The 20,262-nt window shown below is 70.0% G+C and carries 23 protein-coding genes; 2 read left to right on the forward strand and 21 right to left on the reverse strand.

Annotation, left to right across the window (positions count from 1 at the left end):
* Positions 1 to 64 precede the first annotated feature (64 nt).
* The 3 genes from ACWDAK_RS00915 to glmS form a co-directional block, all read right to left on the reverse strand.
* Entirely contained in the window at positions 65 to 1,558 is a 1,494-nt protein-coding gene (locus tag ACWDAK_RS00915; RefSeq protein ID WP_344634791.1) for an NAD(P)H-hydrate dehydratase, read from the reverse strand.
* A gap of 16 nt (positions 1,559 to 1,574) precedes the next feature.
* Entirely contained in the window at positions 1,575 to 1,943 is a 369-nt protein-coding gene (locus ACWDAK_RS00920; protein WP_344634792.1) for a holo-ACP synthase, read from the reverse strand.
* 250 nt (positions 1,944 to 2,193) lie between these two features.
* Positions 2,194 to 4,050 (reverse strand): glutamine--fructose-6-phosphate transaminase (isomerizing), encoded by a 1,857-nt coding sequence (gene glmS, locus ACWDAK_RS00925; RefSeq protein ID WP_344634793.1) that lies wholly within the window; start codon positions 4,048 to 4,050, stop codon positions 2,194 to 2,196.
* Between the two features lie 100 nt (positions 4,051 to 4,150).
* On the opposite strand from glmS, the gene coaA reads away from it, so the two are divergent.
* Positions 4,151 to 5,140, forward strand: coding sequence for a type I pantothenate kinase (gene coaA, locus ACWDAK_RS00930; protein ID WP_344634794.1), 990 nt, complete (start codon positions 4,151 to 4,153; stop codon positions 5,138 to 5,140).
* Between the two features lie 73 nt (positions 5,141 to 5,213).
* Here the strand turns inward: coaA and glmM are convergent, their stop codons facing one another.
* The 4 genes from glmM to ACWDAK_RS00950 form a co-directional block, all read right to left on the reverse strand.
* Complete coding sequence (glmM, locus tag ACWDAK_RS00935; RefSeq protein ID WP_344634795.1) at positions 5,214 to 6,578, reverse strand: phosphoglucosamine mutase; 1,365 nt, start codon at positions 6,576 to 6,578, stop codon at positions 5,214 to 5,216.
* Between the two features lie 176 nt (positions 6,579 to 6,754).
* Entirely contained in the window at positions 6,755 to 7,258 is a 504-nt protein-coding gene (gene rpsI, locus ACWDAK_RS00940) for a 30S ribosomal protein S9 (RefSeq protein ID WP_344634796.1), read from the reverse strand.
* 50 nt (positions 7,259 to 7,308) lie between these two features.
* Positions 7,309 to 7,752 carry a 50S ribosomal protein L13 gene (gene rplM / locus ACWDAK_RS00945; RefSeq protein ID WP_344634797.1) on the reverse strand — a complete coding sequence of 148 codons (444 nt, stop codon included), beginning with the start codon at positions 7,750 to 7,752 and terminating at the stop codon, positions 7,309 to 7,311.
* Between the two features lie 205 nt (positions 7,753 to 7,957).
* A complete protein-coding gene (locus tag ACWDAK_RS00950) occupies positions 7,958 to 9,616 on the reverse strand; it encodes an ABC-F family ATP-binding cassette domain-containing protein (protein WP_344634798.1) in 1,659 nt (552 codons plus the stop codon).
* Positions 9,617 to 9,721: 105 nt separating this feature from the next.
* On the opposite strand from ACWDAK_RS00950, the gene ACWDAK_RS00955 reads away from it, so the two are divergent.
* On the forward strand, positions 9,722 to 10,873 hold the full coding sequence (locus ACWDAK_RS00955) for a flagellar basal body-associated FliL family protein (protein WP_427392819.1): 1,152 nt from the start codon (positions 9,722 to 9,724) through the stop codon (positions 10,871 to 10,873).
* Positions 10,874 to 10,947: 74 nt separating this feature from the next.
* Here the strand turns inward: ACWDAK_RS00955 and truA are convergent, their stop codons facing one another.
* The 14 genes from truA to rpsE form a co-directional block, all read right to left on the reverse strand.
* Positions 10,948 to 11,853: a tRNA pseudouridine(38-40) synthase TruA gene (gene truA, locus ACWDAK_RS00960; RefSeq protein WP_425557540.1), complete on the reverse strand. Its 906-nt coding sequence runs from the start codon at positions 11,851 to 11,853 to the stop codon at positions 10,948 to 10,950.
* A gap of 85 nt (positions 11,854 to 11,938) precedes the next feature.
* The gene (gene rplQ / locus ACWDAK_RS00965) at positions 11,939 to 12,409 is read right to left on the reverse strand and encodes a 50S ribosomal protein L17 (RefSeq protein WP_344634801.1); all 471 of its coding nucleotides are present in this window, start codon (positions 12,407 to 12,409) and stop codon (positions 11,939 to 11,941) included.
* 125 nt (positions 12,410 to 12,534) lie between these two features.
* Positions 12,535 to 13,557 (reverse strand): DNA-directed RNA polymerase subunit alpha, encoded by a 1,023-nt coding sequence (locus tag ACWDAK_RS00970; protein ID WP_030263446.1) that lies wholly within the window; start codon positions 13,555 to 13,557, stop codon positions 12,535 to 12,537.
* A gap of 121 nt (positions 13,558 to 13,678) precedes the next feature.
* Positions 13,679 to 14,086: a 30S ribosomal protein S11 gene (rpsK, locus tag ACWDAK_RS00975; protein ID WP_014136257.1), complete on the reverse strand. Its 408-nt coding sequence runs from the start codon at positions 14,084 to 14,086 to the stop codon at positions 13,679 to 13,681.
* A 72-nt stretch (positions 14,087 to 14,158) separates the two neighbouring features.
* Positions 14,159 to 14,539 carry a 30S ribosomal protein S13 gene (rpsM, locus tag ACWDAK_RS00980; RefSeq protein ID WP_344634802.1) on the reverse strand — a complete coding sequence of 127 codons (381 nt, stop codon included), beginning with the start codon at positions 14,537 to 14,539 and terminating at the stop codon, positions 14,159 to 14,161.
* 173 nt (positions 14,540 to 14,712) lie between these two features.
* Entirely contained in the window at positions 14,713 to 14,826 is a 114-nt protein-coding gene (gene rpmJ, locus ACWDAK_RS00985) for a 50S ribosomal protein L36 (protein WP_003956441.1), read from the reverse strand.
* A 35-nt stretch (positions 14,827 to 14,861) separates the two neighbouring features.
* A complete protein-coding gene (gene infA / locus ACWDAK_RS00990; RefSeq protein WP_003956442.1) occupies positions 14,862 to 15,083 on the reverse strand; it encodes a translation initiation factor IF-1 in 222 nt (73 codons plus the stop codon).
* Between the two features lie 171 nt (positions 15,084 to 15,254).
* The gene (gene mscL / locus ACWDAK_RS00995) at positions 15,255 to 15,680 is read right to left on the reverse strand and encodes a large conductance mechanosensitive channel protein MscL (protein ID WP_344634803.1); all 426 of its coding nucleotides are present in this window, start codon (positions 15,678 to 15,680) and stop codon (positions 15,255 to 15,257) included.
* 108 nt (positions 15,681 to 15,788) lie between these two features.
* The gene (gene map / locus ACWDAK_RS01000) at positions 15,789 to 16,628 is read right to left on the reverse strand and encodes a type I methionyl aminopeptidase (protein ID WP_344634804.1); all 840 of its coding nucleotides are present in this window, start codon (positions 16,626 to 16,628) and stop codon (positions 15,789 to 15,791) included.
* 133 nt (positions 16,629 to 16,761) lie between these two features.
* Positions 16,762 to 17,421 (reverse strand): adenylate kinase, encoded by a 660-nt coding sequence (locus ACWDAK_RS01005; RefSeq protein WP_344634805.1) that lies wholly within the window; start codon positions 17,419 to 17,421, stop codon positions 16,762 to 16,764.
* The gene (gene secY, locus ACWDAK_RS01010) at positions 17,421 to 18,728 is read right to left on the reverse strand and encodes a preprotein translocase subunit SecY (protein ID WP_344634806.1); all 1,308 of its coding nucleotides are present in this window, start codon (positions 18,726 to 18,728) and stop codon (positions 17,421 to 17,423) included. Before secY ends, ACWDAK_RS01005 begins: the two co-directional genes overlap by 1 nt.
* A gap of 267 nt (positions 18,729 to 18,995) precedes the next feature.
* Complete coding sequence (gene rplO, locus ACWDAK_RS01015) at positions 18,996 to 19,448, reverse strand: 50S ribosomal protein L15 (RefSeq protein WP_344634807.1); 453 nt, start codon at positions 19,446 to 19,448, stop codon at positions 18,996 to 18,998.
* A gap of 1 nt (position 19,449) precedes the next feature.
* Positions 19,450 to 19,632, reverse strand: a complete 183-nt coding sequence (gene rpmD, locus ACWDAK_RS01020; protein ID WP_030300409.1) for a 50S ribosomal protein L30 — start codon at positions 19,630 to 19,632, stop codon at positions 19,450 to 19,452.
* Entirely contained in the window at positions 19,632 to 20,252 is a 621-nt protein-coding gene (gene rpsE, locus ACWDAK_RS01025) for a 30S ribosomal protein S5 (protein ID WP_045305885.1), read from the reverse strand. The genes rpmD and rpsE overlap by 1 nt, the downstream gene beginning before the upstream one ends.
* Positions 20,253 to 20,262 lie beyond the last annotated feature (10 nt).

Below are 20,262 nucleotides of genomic sequence, written 5' to 3' on the forward strand. Positions count from 1 at the left end.
GCGGTCCCCTCCGGCACGGCACCGCCGCCCCCTCGCCTCGCGCCTCCCCGCGCCGCCGGAACGGTCAGTGGACGGACCGTACGGTCCGCCAGGCGGCCGGCAGCGCCGCGGCGACGTCCAGCGCGGTGACCGGGGCGCCGCCCCGGGCGGCCTCACGACCGGCCAGGCCGTGCAGGTAGGCGGCGGCCGAGGCGGCGTCGAGCGGGCCGAGCCCGGCGGCGAGGAGCGAGCCGGCCAGACCGGAGAGGACGTCGCCGCTGCCCGCCGTGGCCAGCCACGAGGTGCCGGTCGGGTTCACCCGGACGTCTCCCCCGGGCGTGGCGATCACCGTCGTGGAGCCCTTGAGCAGCACCGTCGCCCCGTACGCCTCGGCCAGCCGCCGCGCGGTGGCCAGCCGGGCCTCGGCCGGCTCCCTCGAGCCGCCGCCGTCCCGCTGCCCCGCACCGGTCCCGGCCGGCTCGCCGGTGCCGTCGCCGGCTCCCAGCCCGGCCAGGAGGCGGGCGGCCTCACCGGTGTGCGGGGTGAGCACGGTGGGCGCGGTGCGTCCGGCCAGCGCGGTCGGGCCGAGGCGGGCCAGTTCGGTGAGGCCGTCGGCGTCGACCAGCACCGGGACCTGGCCCGCCAGGGCCTCCTGCAGGGCGCGGGCGGCACCGTCCCCGGAGCCGGGCCCCACCACCCAGGCCTGCACCCGGCCGGCCCCGGCCGGGGAACCCTCGGTGACCAGGGTCTCGGGGAAGCGCCGGACCACCTCCTCGGCCGCCGTGCCCACGTACCGCACCGCCCCGGCCCCGCCCCGCAGCGCGCCCGCCACCGCCAGCAGAGCCGCCCCCGGGTACCGCGCCGACCCCGCCGCGACCCCGACCACGCCCCGCCGGTACTTGTCGCTCTCCGCCGACGGCACCGGGAGCAGTGCTGCCAGATCCGGGTGCTGCAGCACCGTCACCGCGGGCCGGGGCGGCTCCAGGCCGATGTCCACCAGCTGGAGCGCGCCGGCGTACGAGGCGCCGGGGTCGATCAGCAGCCCGGGCTTGTACGTGCCGAAGCAGACCGTCACGTCCGCCCGCAGCGCGACGCCGGCGACCTCGCCGCTGTCCGGGTCGACCCCGCTCGGTACGTCCACCGCGACGACCACGCCGCGCCGCTCGGCCCGGGCGAACCGCTGGGCCTCGGGCCGCAGCCCGCCCCGGGCGCCGATGCCGACGATCCCGTCGAGGACCAGGTCCGCCCGCTCGAAGGCGCTCAGGTCGGACGTCAGGCGGCCGCCCGCCGCCCGCAGCGCGGCCAGGCCGCCCGCATGCGCCTTCTCGGGCGCGAGCAGGATCGCGCTGACCGCCGCGCCGCGGCCGGCCAGCCGGGCGGCCGCGTACAGGGCGTCACCGCCGTTGTCCCCGCTGCCCGCGAGCACCAGCACCCGGCTGCCGTACACCCGCCCGAGCAGCCGGGCGCAGGTCGCGGCCAGTCCGGCGGCGGCCCGCTGCATCAGGGTGCCTCCGGGCAGCCGGGCCATCAGCTCGGCCTCCGCGGCACGTACTTGTCCGACCGTGTGTGCGTGGCGCACGGCGCCCTCCCCGTACTCAGCCTTCGGCGATCACTACCGCCGACGCTACGCCCGCGTCATGGCTGAGCGACACGTGCCACGACGCCACGCCCAGTTGCGCCGCCCGGGCCGCGACCGTACCGGTCACCCGCAGCACCGGCCGGCCGGAGTCCTCGGTGTGCACCTCGGCGTCGGTCCAGCGCAGTCCCGGCGGTGCGCCGAGTGCCTTGGCCAGCGCCTCCTTGGCGGCGAACCGCGCCGCCAGCGAGGCCGTCCCGCGCCGCTGCCCGGACGGCAGCCACAGCTCAGCTGCAGTGAACAGCCGTTCGGCCAGGCCCGGTGTCCGGGCCAGCGAGGCCTCGAAGCGCTCGATCTCCGCGACGTCGATCCCGACTCCGATGATCATCTGTGCACCTCCCGGTGCGATCTGCCACCTGGAACGCGGGCCACTGGAAAGGACTGCAGTCACATCCGTACCAGGAGGGACACGGCGATGGCGAAGACCAGGGCCGGTCACGTGGTTCGACGACGGTCCGGCTCCGTCACCCCACCGACGCCAGGGGCCCGTCGACCGTCGACGTGGTCGCGCCCTGGAACGCGCGGGCCCGCCCCTCCCGGAGCAACCGGGAGGAGCGGGCCCATGGCGCGAGGACCGGTTACTCGACCGTGACCGACTTCGCCAGGTTGCGCGGCTGGTCCACCTCGTGGCCCTTGGCCGTCGCCAGCTCGCAGGCGAAGACCTGCAGCGGGACGGTCGACACCAGCGGCTGCAGCAGGGTCGGGGTGGCCGGGATGCGGATCAGGTGGTCGGCGTACGGGACGACGGCCTCGTCGCCCTCCTCGGCGATCACGATCGTGCGGGCACCACGGGCCCGGATCTCCTGGATGTTGGAGACGATCTTGTCGTGCAGGATCGAGCGGCCGCGCGGGGACGGCACGACCACGACGACCGGCAGGCCCTCCTCGATCAGCGCGATCGGGCCGTGCTTGAGCTCGCCCGCGGCGAAGCCCTCGGCGTGCATGTACGCCAGCTCCTTGAGCTTGAGCGCACCCTCCAGGGCCACCGGGAAGCCGACGTGGCGGCCCAGGAACAGCACCGAGCGGGCGTCGGCCAGCGAGCGGGCCAGCTCGCGCACCGGCTCCATGGTCTCCAGCACCTGCTCCACCTGCTTCGGCGCGTCGCCGAGCTCGCGGATGATGTCGAAGATCTCGTCGCCCCACTTGGTGCCGCGGACCTGGCCGAGGTACAGCGCGACCAGGTAGCAGGCCACCAGCTGGGTCAGGAACGCCTTGGTGGACGCGACCGCGACCTCCGGGCCGGCGTGGGTGTACAGCACCGCGTCCGACTCGCGCGGGATGGTCGAGCCGTTGGTGTTGCAGATCGCCAGCACCTTGGCGCCCTGCTCGCGCGCGTGCCGCAGCGCCATCAGGGTGTCCATGGTCTCGCCGGACTGCGAGATGGCGATCACCAGGGTGCGGTCGTCCATGATCGGGTCGCGGTAGCGGAACTCCGAGGCGACCTCGACCTCGCAGGGGATGCGGGTCCAGTGCTCGATCGCGTACTTGGCGATCATGCCCGCGTGGTACGCGGTGCCGCAGGCGACGATCACGACCTTGTCGACCTCGCGCAGCACCGAGTCGGAGATGCGCAGCTCGTCCAGGGTCAGCCGGCCGTCGGCGCCGATCCGACCGAGCAGGGTGTCGGCGACGGCCTTCGGCTGCTCGGCGATCTCCTTGAGCATGAAGTAGTCGTAGCCGCCCTTCTCGGCGGCGGAGGCGTCCCAGTCGACGTGGTACTCGCGCACCTCGGCCGGGGTGCCGTCGAAGTTGGTGATCGTGACACCCTCGCGGCGCAGCTCGACGACCTGGTCCTGGCCCAGCTCGATCGCCTCGCGGGTGTGCGCGATGAAGGCGGCGACGTCGGAGGCGAGGAAGTTCTCGCCCTCGCCGCGGCCGACCACCAGCGGCGAGTTGCGGCGGGCGCCGACCACCACGTCCGGGGCGTCCGCGTGCACCGCGACCAGGGTGAACGCGCCGTCCAGCTGGCGGCAGACCGCCCGCATGGCCTCGGCCAGGTCACCGTCGTACGCCTCGGCCAGCAGGTGGGCGACCACCTCGGTGTCGGTCTCCGAGCGCAGGGTGTGGCCGCGCTCGGCGATCTCCGCACGCAGCTGGGCGAAGTTCTCGATGATGCCGTTGTGGACGACGGCGACCTTGCGGTCGTCGTCCAGGTGAGGGTGGGCGTTGGCATCGGTCGGACCGCCGTGGGTGGCCCAGCGGGTGTGGCCGATACCGGTCGTGCCTGTGGGCAGCGGCGTCTCGGCGAGAGACTTCTCCAGGTTGGCGAGCTTCCCGGCCCGCTTGTCGGTGGCGAGGCTCCACTGCCCGTCGGCGCCCCGGGTCTGCACGGCCACACCGGCGGAGTCGTACCCTCGGTACTCCAGCCGCTGCAGGCCTGCGATCACTACGTCGAGGGCCGTCTGAGAGCCCACATATCCAACAATTCCGCACATGTGAGCCAGCATAAGCGTGCCAGGACCCGCCTTGTTCCAGCCAACCGGCCACAGCCCGTGACCGACACCACACCACCCAGGTGGTCCACGACGGCCCACAATGGAGCATGTGCTGACCGAACTCTGTACCCGGGGCGCCTCCACGCCCTCCCCTTCCCCGTACGTGGATCTGGACCGGGCCGAGTGGAGTGCCCTGCGCGAGCGCACGCCGCTGCCACTGACCGCCGACGAGGTCGAACAGCTCCGGGGGCTCGGCACAGCACTCGACCTGGACGAGGTCAGGGACGTCTACCTGCCGCTCTCCCGGTTGCTCAACCTCTACATCCACGCCACCCACGAACTGCGCGGCACCCTGGGCACCTTCCTGGACACCCCGGACACCGAGCGCACCCGCACCCCCTTCGTGATCGGGGTGGCCGGCTCGGTCGCGGTCGGCAAGTCCACCACCGCCCGTCTGCTGCAGGCACTGCTGGCCCGCTGGCCGGAACACCCCCGGGTCGAACTGGTCACCACCGACGGCTTCCTGCTCCCCAACGCGGAGCTGCGCCGCCGCGGTCTGATGGCCCGCAAGGGCTTCCCCGAGTCGTACGACCGCCGGGCGCTGATGCGTTTCGTGGCCGACGTGAAGGCGGGCAAGGAACGGGTCTCCGCACCGGTGTACTCGCACCTGGTGTACGACATCGTGCCGGACGAGAAGCTCACCGTGGAGCGCCCGGACATCCTGATCGTCGAGGGCCTGAACGTGCTCCAGCCCGCCCTGCCGGGCACCGACGGCCGCACCCGCCTGGCGGTGGCCGACTACTTCGACTTCTCGATCTACGTGGACGCCCGCACCGACGACATCGAGACCTGGTACCTGGACCGCTTCAAGAAGCTGCGCGACACCGCCTTCCAGGACCCCAACTCCTACTTCCGGCGCTTCACCGAAGTGCCGGAGGAGGAGGCGATGGAGTACGGCCGGCAGGTCTGGCGCACCATCAACAAGCCGAACCTGCTGGAGAACGTCCTGCCCACCCGCGGCCGGGCCACCCTGGTGTTGCAGAAGGGCCCGGACCACAAGGTCCGCCGCGCGCTGCTGCGCAAGCTCTGACGCACGCCCAGCAGCCCCCCGCCCAGCGGGCGGGGGGGCTGCTGACATCCGATCAGTGCGTTCTGACGCCGGATCAGCCGAGGTGGGTGCGGACGGCCTCGGCCAGCCGCTCGGCGACCGCCTTGGCCTGCGCCGGGTCGGCCGCCTCGACCATCACCCGGACCAGCGGCTCGGTGCCCGAGGGGCGCAGCAGCACCCGGCCGCTGTCGCCGAGTTCGGCCTCCGCCTCCTTGACCGCCTGGGCGAGGTCCTCCGAGGTCTTCACCCGGGTCCGGTCCACGCCCTTGACGTTGATCAGGACCTGCGGCAGCCGGGTCATCACGGCGGCCAGGTCGGCCAGCGACTTCTTGGTGGCGGCCAGGCGGGCGCCCAGCATCAGGCCGGTCAGGGTGCCGTCACCGGTGGTGGCGTGGTCCAGCAGGATGACGTGGCCGGACTGCTCTCCGCCCAGCGCGTAGCCCTCGGCCTTCATCGCCTCCAGCACGTACCGGTCGCCGACCGCCGTCTCGGCCAGGTCGATGCCCTCGCGCTGCATCGCCTGCTTGAAGCCCAGGTTGGACATCACGGTGGCGACGGCGGTGTTGCGGCGCAGCGTGCCGGCCTCCTTCATGGCCACCGCGAGGATGGCGATGATCTGGTCGCCGTCCACCTCGTTGCCGTCGGAGTCGGCGGCCAGGCAACGGTCGGCGTCGCCGTCCAGGGCGATACCGAGATCGGCCCGGTGCTCCTTCATCGCGGCGCGCAGCTTGTCCAGGTGGGTGGAGCCGACGCCGTCGTTGATGTTGAGGCCGGTCGGCTCGGTGCCCAGGGTGTGCACGACCTCGGCGCCCGCACGGGCGAAGGCCTCGGGGGCGACCCGGGCAGCCGCGCCATGGGCACCGTCGATGACGACCCTGATGCCGTCCAGCCGGTTGGGCAGCACGCCGATCAGGTGGGCGACGTACCGGTCGAAGCCCTCGTTGTACGAGCGGACCCGGCCGACGGCCTCGCCGGTGGGGCGGGTCCAGTTCTCGTCGCCGACACCGTAACGCGCGTAGTGCGCCTCGATGGCGTCCTCGATGGCGTCGTCCAGCTTGTGGCCGCCGCGGGCGAGGAACTTGATGCCGTTGTCGGGCATCGCGTTGTGGCTGGCGGAGAGCATCACGCCGAAGTCGGCGCCGAGCGCACCGGTCAGGTAGGCCACGGCGGGCGTCGGCAGCACGCCGACCCGCAGCACGTCCACACCGGCGCTGGCCAGGCCGGCGATCACCGCGGCCTCCAGGAACTCACCGGACGCGCGCGGGTCGCGGCCCACCACCGCGACCGGCCGATGCCCCTCAAAAGCCCCCGCGTCGCCGAGCACGTGCGCCGCGGCCACCGACAGGCCGAGCGCCAGTTCGGCGGTCAGGCCCTCGTTGGCCACACCGCGCACACCATCCGTACCGAAGAGTCGTCCCACGTTCCTGGTCCTCCGTCGCCAAAGTTACTGGCCAATTTCTCGCGGCTCCCCAGCCTCCGCACAGGCGTGAAGGGGAGAAAAGCACGACGCCCCGGAGCACACGGGGTGCTCCGGGGCGTACGACTGCACCCAAGGGTGCGAACCATCGCAGATGGTACGCCCCCCGGCGGAGGTGCTTAGCGCTTGCTGTACTGCGGCGCCTTGCGGGCCTTCTTCAGACCGGCCTTCTTGCGCTCGACGGCGCGGGCGTCGCGGGTCAGGAAGCCGGCCTTCTTCAGCGGACCACGGTTGTTGTCCACGTCGGCCTCGTTCAGGGCACGGGCGACGCCGAGGCGCAGCGCGTAGGCCTGACCGGAGACGCCACCACCCGAGATGCGGGCGACGACGTCGTAACGGCCATCCAGCTCAAGCAGCTTGAAGGGCTCGTTGACGGTCTGCTGGTGCACCTTGTTGGGGAAGTAGTTCTCCAGGGTGCGACCGTTGATCTTCCACTGGCCGGTGCCCGGGACGATGCGCACGCGGGCGATCGCCTCCTTGCGGCGGCCGAGGCCGGCGCCCGGGGTGGCCTCGCCGAAACGGCCGGCCAGCGACTCAGAGGTGTACTCGGTCTCCGAGGTGTACTCTTCGACGTTCTCGTCGAAGTCGACCTCGAGGGTGTTCTCGATGGCAGTCTCGGCCACGGTGTTCCTCAGCTCCTGCTATTCAGTGTGATGGGGTTGGGTGGCCGGAATTACTGCGCGACCTGGGTGATCTCGAACGGCACCGGCTGCTGGGCAGCGTGCGGGTGCATCGGGCCCGAGTAGACCTTGAGCTTCGAGAGCATCTGGCGGCCGAGGCTGTTCTTGGGGATCATGCCCTTGATGGCCTTCTCGACGGCCTTCTCCGGGTTCTTGTCCAGGAGGTCGTCGTAGCGGACCGAGCGGAGACCGCCCGGGAAGCCGCTGTGGCGGTAGGCCAGCTTCTGGGTCTTCTTGTTACCCGACAGGTGCACCTTGTCCGCGTTGATGATGATGACGAAGTCACCAGTGTCAACGTGCGGCGCGTAGATCGCCTTGTGCTTGCCCCGGAGGAGGTTGGCGGCCTGGGAGGCCAGGCGGCCGAGCACGACGTCGGTCGCGTCGATGACGTGCCACTGACGCTGGACGTCGCCGGGCTTGGGGCTGTACGTACGCACGGTCGTAGCCTTCGCTTTTCAGTGAGTGGGTCCTGACAGGAGCACCCGGACGAAGAGATCAGCCTGGTCCCACTTGGACGCAATCAAGGGGAGCCGCTGGTCGTCGGCCTGGTTGTCTCCGGCGTACCGACCTCTCACGTGAGATGGAGCGAGCCAATACGCACAACAAGAACCCACGATACCGCTATCGGCCCGCGAGCCAAAATCAGCGCTCGCGCGCCACCCTGGTCTCGTCCCAGACCGGCTCCGGCGACTCGTACACCCGGCCGTCCGACCCGAAGACCAGGAAACGGTCGAAGGTGCGGGCGAACCAGCGGTCGTGGGTGACGCAGAGCACCGTGCCGTCGAAGGCCTCCAGGCCCTCCTGCAGCGCCTCGGCGCTCTCCAGGTCGAGGTTGTCGGTCGGCTCGTCCAGCAGCAGGGCCGTCACACCGGACAGCTCCAGCTTGAGGATCATCAGCCTGGCCTGCTGGCCGCCGGAGAGCGACTCGAACTTCTGCTCCTCCTGGCGGTCCAGCTCGTAGCGGCGCAGCGCGCTCATCGCCGCCTTGCGGTCCAGCGCGTGCTCCTCCTCGATGATCGAGCGGACGGTGCGGCCGAACAGCTCCGGGTGGGCGTGGGTCTGCCGGAAGTGACCGGGCACCACGCGGGCGCCGAGCTTCCAGCTACCGGTGTGCGCCACCGACTCGTCGCCGGCCAGCAGGCGCAGGAAGTGCGACTTGCCGGAGCCGTTGGAGCCCAGCACCGCGACCCGCTCGCCGTAGTAGACCTCCAGGTCGAACGGCCGCATGAGGCCGGTGAGTTCGAGCTTCTCCAGGGTGACCGCGCGCACGCCCGTCCGACCGCCCTTGAGCCGCATGCTGATCTTCTGCTCGCGCGGCGGCGCCTCCGGGCGGCCCGCCTCCTCGAACTTCTTCAGCCTGGTCTGCGCGGCGGCGTACCGGGAGGCCATGTCATGGCTGACCGCGGCCGCCTGGCGCAGGGTGACCACCAGCTTCTTCAGCTTGGCGTGCTCCTCGTCCCAGCGCCGGCCGAGCTCCTCGATCCGCTCGAAGCGCTCCTTGCGGGCCTCGTGGAAGGAGTCGAAACCGGACCCGTGAACCCAGACGCTGCTGCCCGCCGCACCTGCCTCGACGCTGACGATCTTGTCGGCGCTGCGCGAGAGCAGCTCGCGGTCGTGCGAGATGAACAGGACGGTCTTCGGGGTGGCCTTGAGCGCCTCCTCCAGCCAGCGCTTGCCGGGCACGTCCAGGTAGTTGTCCGGCTCGTCCAGCAGCAGCACCTCCTCGGGGCCGCGCAGCAGTGCCTCCAGGACCAGCCGCTTCTGCTCGCCGCCCGAGAGGGTGTTCAGACCGCGCCACTGGACCTTGTCGAAGGGCATGCCGAGGGCCGCCATGGTGCAGACGTCCCAGTCGGTCTCGTAGTCGTAACCGCCGACGTCCGCCCAGTCGGAGAGCGCCTGGGCGTAGGCCATCTGGGTCTTCTCGTCGTCCTGGGCCATCATCGCCAGCTCGGCGGCGTCCACGGCGCGGGCGGCGGTGGCGATCCGCCCGGGGGCGACGGAGACCAGCAGGTCGCGCACGGAGGCGTCCGGGGGAAGCGCACCGGGCGTCGCCCGCTGGTCCTCGCGGCCGGTGGTCCCGATGAACTGGCGCATCACACCGAGGCCGCCGCTGACCGTGACCGAACCACCGTGCGGCTGGATGTCCCCGGCGATCATGCGCAGCAGGGTGGTCTTGCCGGCGCCGTTCGCGCCCACCAGCGCGACGTTGGCGCCCTCCCCCACCCGGAAGGACGCGTCGTCGAACAGCACCCGCCCGTCCGGCAGGTAGTACTCAAGGTGCGAAATCTCGACGTGTCCCATAGGTCGGATTTTGCTATGGCACCCCGCCCCCACCCAAACGGATTTCGGTACCGATTCGGCACGCCCTCCGAGCAGCGACGGTGCCATGCCCTAAAATTCGCCCTTATGAGCGATGGGGCGGGAATCACAGCAGGACCGGGCGGGCAGTCGGGCGAACAGCAGCCGCAGAACCCTGCCGTGCCCGGGCAGGCGACGCCGCCGGCCTCGCCGTTCCCCGCCCATGTGCAACCCCAGCAACCGCCGGCCGGGCAGCAGCCGATGCCTCCGCAGCAGCCCGGCGGCTTCCCGCCGCAGGCCACCCAGCAGCCGCCCGGCCACGGCTACCCCTCGGGGCAGCCCAGCTACGGCTACCCGCCCCAGGGCGGCGGTTACGGCTACCCCCCGCAGGGCGGCTACGGCTACCCGCCGCTCGCGCAACCGGGCGAGCCGGACTGGGCGGAGCTGGCCGAGCAGAACGAGACGGCCACCCGCCGCCGCAAGCGGCTGCTGATGATCAGTGGTGGCGTGCTGGCGGTCGCCGCGGTGGCCGGCATCGTGACCACCACCCTGCTGCTCTCCGGCAAGGACAAGAACGACAAGCCGGTCGCCAACCCGACCGCCAGCACGAGCGCGACCGCCGCCCCCGGCGACGACGCGCCGGGCCCCGCGCCGACCTCGCCCGAGGGCTTCCTGAACCGGCTCAAGACCGACAAGGCGCCGCTGACCCCGCAGACCCTGTTCGCCGACACCAAGGTCAGCGAGGGCAACCGCCAGTACAACCTGGTCGCGACCGACGTCACCACCACGGCCAACGACTGCTCCGCCGGACTCGACCCCGACCTCGCCAAGATCGCCAAGGTCTTCGGCTGCCTGCACGTCTTCCGGGCCACCTACCTCAACGGCGCGACCGCCGTGACGCTGGCCATCGCCGACTTCCCGGACAGCGACAGCGCCGACAAGACCGCCAAGGCCGCCGCCTCGATGACGGTCAACGCGCTGGTGGACGGCGGGAACGCCCCGAAGTTCTGCCAGGGTGACACCGCCTGCCGCAGCAGCCGGACGTCCGTCGGCCGCTACTACGTCAGCACGGTGGCCGGCCGGGCGGACGGCAATTCGGCCACCGCCGCCGACAAGCTCGTCCCGGTGGCCGCCCGTGACCTGGCCAACTACGGGTCCAAGGTCCTCATCGCCCGCGGCAAGGCCGCGATGGCCGCCGCCGGCGGCGGCCAGGCTCCCGCGGCCGGCTCCCCGTCGCCGACGGCCTCGCCGACCGGCTGAGACAGCAGCGCCCCGAGGGGTGGGGGGCCCGCGGGGGCGGAGCTCTCCTCACCCCGGGGCCGGTGCGCCGCCGGTCAGGCGCCGGACGGCATCCCCGGCAGGGTCCGCATCCGGCGGGCGGCCCGGTTGCGTTCGGCCAGCTGGTCGTCGGCGGGATAGCCGACCTCCTCCAGGGTCAGCCCGTACGGCCGGACCACGTTCACGGCGCTGTTGCGCACCCGGCCCGCCAGCACCTCGCCGGGGAACTCCACCGGCCGGTGCCCGTCGCCGACCAGCAGCATCGCGCCGACCAGCGACCGCACCATGTTGTGGCAGAACGCGTCCGCCCGCACCGTGGCCACCGCCAGCGACCCCTCCTGCGCCGCGTAGGTGTCCACCGGCACCCGGTCCCAGTGCAGTTCGAGCAGCGTGCGGATCGTGGTCGCGCCCTCGCGCTTCTTGCAGTACGCCGCGAAGTCGTGCTCGCCGAGGAGCAGCCGCGCCGCCTCGTTCATCTTCTCGATGTCGAGCGGCCGGTCGTGCCAGAGCACATGGCCGCGCAGCAGCGGATCCACCCCGCCCGGGTGGTCGGCGACCCGGTAGGCGTACCGCCGCCAGATCGCGGCGAACCGGGCGTCGAAACCGTGCGGCGCCTCGCTCACCCGGTAGATCCGGATGTCCCCGGGCAGCCGCCCGGCCAGCCTGCGGAGCAGCTTCTCCCCGTGTTCGGCCCACAGCTCCACCGGCAGGTCGACGTGCGCCACCTGCCCGCGGGCGTGCACCCCGGCGTCGGTCCGCCCGGCCACCGTCAGCGGGTACAGCTGCTGGCTCCGGGTGACGACCTGCAGCGCGCTCTCGATCTCCTCCTGCACGGTACGGCGCCCCCGCTGCCGTGCCCAGCCGGAGAACTCCGCCCCCTGGTACGCCAGATCGAGCCTGATCCGCACGTGCCCCTCGGCCGGACCGTCCTGCTGCGGCGCCGTCTGCTCGCAATCCTTCAGCACTGCTGCTCTCTCCACATCAGAAAAGGAACGGGCCCGCTCCCCCATTCCTGGGAAAGCGGGCCCGTCACAACACCGGGAGGTGTCAGGCGTTCTCGCCCTCGGCAACCTCGGTGGTCTCGGCCACAGCCTCGTCGGCCTCCTTGACGGCACGCTTGGTGGCGGCCTCGGCCTCGCCGACAGCGGTCTGCGCGACGGTCAGCGCCTCGACCAGCTCGATCACGGCCATCGGGGCGTTGTCGCCACGACGGGGACCGATCTTGGTGATGCGGGTGTAGCCACCCGGGCGGTTCTCGTAGCGCGGCGCGATCTCGGTGAAGAGGGTGTGCAGCACGGCGACGTCGGTGATGGTCTTGCGGACCAGACGACGGTTGTGCAGGTCACCCTTCTTGGCCTTGGTGATCAGCTTCTCCGCCAGCGGGCGCAGGCGACGGGCCTTGGCCTCGGTGGTGGTGATGCGGCCGTACTGGAACAGCTCACGGGCCAGACCGGCGAGCAGCAGCGGCTCGTGGTGCGGGCCGCCGCCGAGGCGGGCACCCTTGGTGGGACGCGGCATGGAATTTCTCCTCGAATCTCCGACTGCGGCCGTACCAGGTACCGCAGCGGGCGTACGGGCACGGTGCCCGTACGACTTGCATGGAGCAGGGGCGACTCACGGGGAGCCGCCCCCACGACAAACTCTTAGTACTGCTCGGTCTCCGCGTAACCCTGGTCGTCCAGGTCGTCGGCGCCGAAGGCGTCGGCGGCAGCGGTCGGGTCGAACCCGGGCGGGCTGTCCTTGAGGGCCAGGCCCATGCCGGCCAGCTTCGCCTTGACCTCGTCGATCGACTTCGCACCGAAGTTGCGGATGTCGAGCAGGTCGGCCTCGGAGCGGGCGACGAGCTCACCCACGGTGTGGATGCCCTCACGCTTGAGGCAGTTGTAGGAGCGGACGGTGAGCTCCAGCTCCTCGATCGGCAGCGCCAGGTCGGCGGCCAGGGCGGCGTCCGTCGGGGACGGGCCCATGTCGATGCCCTCGGCGTCGATGTTCAGCTCGCGGGCGAGACCGAACAGCTCGACCAGGGTCTTACCGGCCGAGGCCATGGCGTCACGCGGGCGCATGGCGGGCTTGGTCTCGACGTCGACGATCAGCTTGTCGAAGTCGGTCCGCTGCTCGACACGGGTGGCCTCGACCTTGTAGGTGACCTTCAGCACCGGGCTGTAGATCGAGTCGACCGGGATGCGGCCGATCTCCTGGCCGGAAGCCTTGTTCTGCACGGCGGAGACGTAGCCGCGACCGCGCTCGACGGTCAGCTCCATCTCCAGCTTGCCCTTGCCGTTCAGGGTGGCGAGGACCAGCTCGGGGTTGTGCACCTCGACACCGGCCGGCGGCGCGATGTCGGCGGCGGTGACCACACCCGGACCCTGCTTGCGCAGGTACATCACGACCGGCTCGTCGTGCTCCGAGGAGACGACCAGCTGCTTGATGTTGAGGATGAGGTCGGTGACGTCCTCCTTGACGCCCGGCACGGTGGTGAACTCGTGCAGGACACCGTCGATCCGGATGCTGGTGACGGCGGCACCGGGGATCGAGGAGAGGAGCGTACGGCGGAGCGAGTTGCCGAGGGTGTAGCCGAAGCCCGGCTCCAGCGGCTCGATCACGAACCGCGAGCGGAATTCGTCGACGACCTCTTCGGTCAGCGAGGGACGCTGAGCGATCAGCATGAGAGGTGTTCCTCCAGTTGTCTTCGGCACCCACTATTTGATGCCGACAGGACCAAGAGTACGGGGTCCTGTGCGAGACAGGACCCCGTACCAGGTTCAGCGCGTGCCCGAAGGCGCTGCGTCAGACGCGGCGGCGCTTCGGCGGACGGCAGCCGTTGTGCGGGGTGGGGGTGACGTCCTGGATGGAGCCGACCTCCAGGCCGGTGGCCTGGAGCGAACGGATCGCGGTCTCGCGGCCGGAGCCCGGCCCCTTGACGAAGACGTCAACCTTGCGCATGCCGTGCTCCTGCGCGCGACGGGCAGCGGCCTCGGCGGCCATCTGCGCGGCGAACGGGGTGGACTTGCGCGAGCCCTTGAAGCCGACGTGGCCGGCGGAGGCCCAGGAGATCACGTTGCCCGACGGGTCGGTGATCGAAACGATGGTGTTGTTGAACGTGCTCTTGATGTGCGCGTGGCCGTGAGCGACGTTCTTCTTTTCCTTGCGGCGGATCTTCTTCGCGCCGGCAGCCTGACGACCCTTGGGGGGCATAAGTCTGTTCTCCTACTGAGGTGGTCGGTCCGCTAACCCGCGGGCCGGAGGGATGTCCGGTTGACGGGCGGACTACTTCTTGCCCGGCTTCTTCTTGCCGGCAATCGCGCGACGCGGGCCCTTGCGGGTACGCGCGTTGGTGTGGGTGCGCTGACCGCGGACCGGCAGGCCACGGCGGTGACGCAGACCCTCGTAGCAGCCGATCTCGACCTTGCGGCGGATGTCGGCGGCCACCGCACGGCGGAGGTCACCCTCGACCTCGAAGTTCGCGTCGATGAACTTCTGCAGCTTGACGAGGTCTTCCTCGGTGATGTCGCGGACGCGGACGTCCGGGTTCACACCGGTCTCGACCAGCGTCTGCTGGGCGCGGGTGCGGCCGATGCCGTAGACGTAGGTGAGGGCGATCTCGATCCGCTTCTCGCGGGGGAGATCAACGCCGGAAAGGCGTGCCATTGATGGCTCCTGTGGTTCTTCAGAGGTCTGACGTGCCGCCTACTCCGACACCTCACGGTGAGGGAGCCCCGGCCTCTGACCGGGGGTGGCAGTCCAGCCTGCGGCTGGATCGGACGGCCCGCTTATGACGTTTTCGCGTCGCGCGAAGTACTACGAGAAATGCTGGGGAGAGATCAGCCCTGGCGCTGCTTGTGGCGCAGGTTGTCGCAGATCACCATGACCCGGCCGTGACGGCGGATCACCTTGCACTTGTCGCAGATCTTCTTGACGCTCGGCTTGACCTTCATGGTTCAGGTTCTCCGGGTCTAGATCTGACAGTTGCTTACTTGTACCGGTACACGATCCGGCCGCGGGTCAGGTCATAGGGGCTGAGCTCCACCACGACCCGGTCGTCCGGGAGGATGCGGATGTAGTGCATACGCATCTTGCCGCTGATGTGCGCGAGGACCTTGTGACCGTTCTGCAGCTCGACCTTGAACATGGCGTTCGGAAGAGACTCGATCACGGTGCCCTCGATCTCAATGGCGCCTTGCTTCTTTGCCATGAACTGCGAGATCCACCTTCCGGGCCGGCTACCGCATGCGGCACGCTCGTGCGAGCCTGGGTCCACCCCACCCCTGCCAGAGGCTGAGCCCTGTGGGAAGAGGACGTGCCGAAGCACGCTACGAGTGAGCCGACGCACCATCGTAAACCAAGCACCGCGCCAAGGCGAAATTCACCACTGGGCGGCGGCCGCCGACGGCTCCACGTGAGCGGTGCAGGCCGAGCAGCGGCGGGCCGCCGCGGGGATCTCGGTCAGGCACTCCGGGCAGGGGCGCACGGCGGGCTTCGGCTTCTTGGGAAGGTAGCGGGCGGTCGCCCTGCTCACCGGGAGCACCACGAAGAAGTACAGCACCGCGGCCGTCATCAAGAAGGCGATCAGCACATTGAGGAACTGGCCGTACGGGAAGGTGACACCCGCCACGGTGAACCGGTAGCTGCTGAAGTCACCGGCCGCACCGACCACCACACCCACCAGCGGGGTGAGGAAGGCCGAGACGAAGCCGTTCACCACCGCGGTGAAGGCCGCACCGATCACGACACCGACCGCCATGTCGACCACGTTGCCGCGCATCATGAAGTCGCGGAAGCCCTTGAGCACCGATCTCCCCTTCGTCCTGTTGTCCAGACCAAGCCTGGGAGCCTATCAGCGCCAAATAGGACAAAGGGCCCGGTGGTCGGAACCGCCGGGCCCTGACCGGGTCTCAGCTCAGCCGAGCGGGTCCGGAGCGGCGGTGACGCCGAGCTTCGCCAGGGCGGCCTTGCCGCCGTCGAAGGCGGTGAGGACCAGCGGCCCCTGCTCGGTGATCGCCACCGAGTGCTCCCAGTGCGCGGCCCAGGTGCCGTCGTTGGTGACGACCGTCCAGTCGTCCTCCAGCACCGAGGTGTGCGGGGTGCCGAGCGAGACCATCGGCTCGATCGCCAGCACCGTGCCCGGGACCAGCTTGACGCCCTTGCCCCGGCGGCCCTCGACGTAGTTCAGCACGTGCGGCTCCATGTGCATCGCGGAACCGATGCCGTGGCCGCCGTACCCCTCGGTGATGCCCCACTTGCCCTTCGGGGGCAGCGGCTGACGGCGGATGAAGCCCTCGATCGCCTTGGAGACGTCGACCAGGCGGTTCCCCTTCTTCATCTGGGCCACACCGGCCCACATCGAGCCCTCGGTGACCTGGCTGAGCATCGCGACCTCGGGACGGACCTCGCCGACCGGCACCGTGATGGCCGCGTCGCCGTGCCAGCCGTCCACGATCGCACCGCAGTCGATCGAGATCAGGTCGCCCTCCATCAGCACCCGGTCACCGGGGATGCCGTGGACCACCTCGTCGTTGACCGAGGCGCAGATCACACCGGGGAACCAAAGACCGCCGTGGTGGGCGCGGAAGTTGGAGGTGGCACCGTGCGAGGTGATGACCTTGTCCGCGATGTCGTTGAGCTCGCCCGTGGTGATGCCGGGGGCGACCGCCTCCCGGCAGGCCTTGAGCGCCTCGGCGACGACCAGCCCGGCCGTCCGCATCTTCGCGATCTGCTCGGGGGTCTTGATCTCCACCATCTGGTCACGCCTTCCACTGTTCGTCGCGCGCCCGGTCCTTGCCGGGCGGCCGTGCACTCATACCACCGTACGACGCCGTACGGCCGCGGTTCCCCACCAGGGGCTCCGCGGCCGTACGGACCGTTGCGAACGGTCAGCCGTTCTTCTTCTGCTCCAGGGCGGCGACCGCGCGCTCGGTCACCTCGTCCACCTTGCCCAGCGCCGAGATGGTCACCAGGAGGCCCTGGTCCGCGTAGTAGCCGATGATCGGCTCGGTCTTGGAGTGGTACTCCTCCAGGCGGACCCGGACGGCCTCCTCGGTGTCGTCCGAGCGCTGGTAGAGCTCGCCACCGCACTCGTCGCACACGCCCTCGACGGCCGGCGCGTTGTAGGCCACGTGGAACACGTGGGCGCCGTCCTTGCGGCACAGCCGGCGGCCGGCGATCCGCTTGACGACCTCGTCCTCGGGGACCTCCAGGTCGAGCACGCCGTCCAGCGCGATGCCCTGCTCGGTCAGGAACTCGTCCAGCGCCTTGGCCTGGCCCAGGTTCCGCGGGAAGCCGTCCAGCAGGAAGCCGTCGGCGGCGTCCGGCTGCAGCATCCGGTCCTTGGCCATGCCGATGGTGACCTCGTCCGGCACGAGCCGGCCCTCGTCCATGTACGCCTTGGCCTCGAGCCCCAGCGGGGTGCCCTGGCTGATGTTGGCGCGGAACAGGTCACCGGTGGAGATGTGGGGGATGGACAGGGTCTTGGCGAGCACGTGCGCCTGAGTACCCTTCCCGGCCCCGGGAGGTCCGACGAGGACGATACGCATCAGCGGAGGAACCCTTCGTAATTACGCTGCTGGAGCTGGCTCTCGATCTGCTTGACAGTTTCGAGTCCGACGCCGACGACGATGAGGACGCTGGTGCCGCCGAACGGGAAGTTGGTCTGCTGTCCGAAGGCGACCAGGGCGATCATCGGGATCAACGCGATCAGGCCCAGGTAGAGCGCACCCGGCCACGTGATACGGGTCAGCACGTAGTTAAGGTACTCGGCCGTCGGACGGCCGGCCCGGATACCCGGGATGAACCCACCATACTTCTTCATGTTGTCGGCAACTTCTTCGGGGTTGAAGGAGATGGCGACGTAGAAGAAGGCGAAGAACACGATCAGTACGAAGTACGTGACCATGTAGATCGGGTGGTCACCCTTGACGAAGTTCGTCCGGATCCAGGTCGCCCAACCCGCCTGGCTGTTGGTCAGCTGGACCACCAGCGCCGGAATGTAGAGCAGCGACGAGGCGAAGATGACCGGGATGACACCAGCCTGGTTCACCTTCAACGGGATGTAGGTCGAGGTGCCGCCGAAAGCCCGGCGGCCGATCATTCGCTTGGCGTACTGAACCGGAATCCGGCGCTGGGCCTGCTCGACGAAGATCACCAGGACCACGACGACGATGCCCACGGCGATGACGCTGAAGAACTCGCCCCAGCCGCCGAACAGCTTGCCCGACTGCTTGATCGCCCACATCGAGCCCGGGAAACCGGCCGCGATGGAAGTGAAGATCAGGATGGACATGCCGTTGCCGATACCACGGTCGGTGATCAGCTCACCCAGCCACATGATCACGGTGGTGCCGGCGGCCATGGTGATGACCATGACGGCGATCCGGAAGACCGACTGGTCCGGCACGATCTGGTTGGCGAGCGGGCAGCCCGGGAAAAGCGCGCCGCTGGAGGCCGTCGCCACGATGCCGGTGCCCTGCAGCACGGCCAGCGCGATGGTCAGGTAGCGGGTGTACTGGGTGATCTTCGCGGTGCCGGCCTGGCCCTCCTTCTTCAGCGCCTCGAGCCGCGGGATCACCACGGTGAGGAGCTGGAGGATGATGCTGGCCGTGATGTACGGCATGATGCCGAGCGCGAAGATCGTCAGCTGGAGCAGAGCTCCACCGCTGAAGAGGTTGACCAGGCCGAACAGACCCGAGGTGGTCTGCTTGTAGCACTGGTTGACCGCGACGAAGTTGACGCCCGGCACGGGGATGTGTGCGCCCAGCCGGAACAGCACCATGATGCCCAGCGTGAACAGCAGCTTTTTGCGCAGGTCGGGCGTCTGGAACGCCCGCGCGAACGCACTGAGCACGGTGCCTCCTGCGCCTCCCGCGCGCTGTCGGCGGGAGGGTCGGTCCTGATGGGGGGAGATGAACAATCCCCTCGGCGGCTGGCGCAGGCAAAGCTCGCGCCAGCGTACAAGGGAACTCCACGGACTCTAACAGTGTGTGGCCACTCGGAAAAAGCAGATGTGGCCGCTCCCCTACTTATGGGGTACGGGATGCCCGTATTTGACACACAAAGAGAACGGGCCCGGTACCTCCCTTTCGGGAGGTACCGGGCCCGTGAGTCACCGGTCTCAGATGAGCTCGGTCACGGTGCCGCCCGCGGCGGCGATCTTCTCGGCGGCCGAGGCGGAGACGGCGTCGACCGTCACCTGCAGCGCCACGGAGATCTCGCCCTGGCCCAGGACCTTGACGAGCTCGTTCTTGCGAACGGCGCCCTTCTCGACCAGGCCGGCGACGGTGACCTCGCCACCCTGCGGGTAGAGCTCGGCCAGCTTGTCCAGGTTCACGACCTGGAACTGCTTGTGGGCCGGGTTCTTGAAGCCCTTCAGCTTCGGCAGGCGCATGTGGAGCGGCATCTGGCCACCCTCGAAGCGCTGCGGAACCTGGTAGCGGGCCTTGGTGCCCTTGGTACCACGACCGGCGGTCTTACCCTTGGAGCCTTCACCACGACCGACACGGATCTTGTCGGTCTTGGCACCCGGGGCGGGACGCAGGTTGTGGATCTTGATCGGCGAGTCCGCCATGTCAGTCCACCTCCTCGACCGTGACGAGGTGACGCACGGTCTGGGCCATCCCGCGGATCTCGGGACGGTCCTCCTTGACGACCACATCGTGCATGCGCTTCAGACCCAGCGAGCGCAGCGTCTCGCGGTGGTTCTGCTTGCTGCCGATGTAGGACTTGGTCTGCGTGATCTTCAGGCGAGCCATCAGGCGCTCACCCCGGCAGCACGAGCCCGCAGCAGAGCGGCGGGAGCGACGTCCTCCAGCGGCAGGCCACGACGGGCGGCGATCTCCTCGGGGCGGACGAGGCCCTTCAGAGCAGCCACGGTGGCGTGCACGATGTTGATCGCGTTGTCCGAGCCGAGCGACTTCGACAGGATGTCGTGAACGCCGGCGCACTCCAGGACGGCACGCACCGGACCACCGGCGATAACACCGGTACCGGGGGACGCCGGCTTCAGCAGCACGACGCCGGCGGCCTTCTCGCCCTGGATGGGGTGCGGGATGGTGCCCTGGATGCGGGGAACCTTGAAGAAGTTCTTCTTGGCCTCCTCAACGCCCTTGGCGATGGCGGCCGGAACCTCCTTCGCCTTCCCGTAACCGACACCCACGGTGCCGTCACCGTCGCCCACCACGACCAGCGCGGTGAAGCTGAAGCGACGACCACCCTTGACAACCTTGGCGACACGGTTGATCGCGACGACGCGCTCGACGTAAGCGGTCTTCTCGACAACCTGGGCAGCGCCCCGGTCGTCACGCTTACGGTCGCGCCGCTCGCCGCCGGTGCCGCCGCCGGCGCCGCTGCCGCGGCGCTGGGGTCCAGCCATTGGAATTACC

This window comes from Kitasatospora sp. NPDC001175, assembly GCF_053598215.1.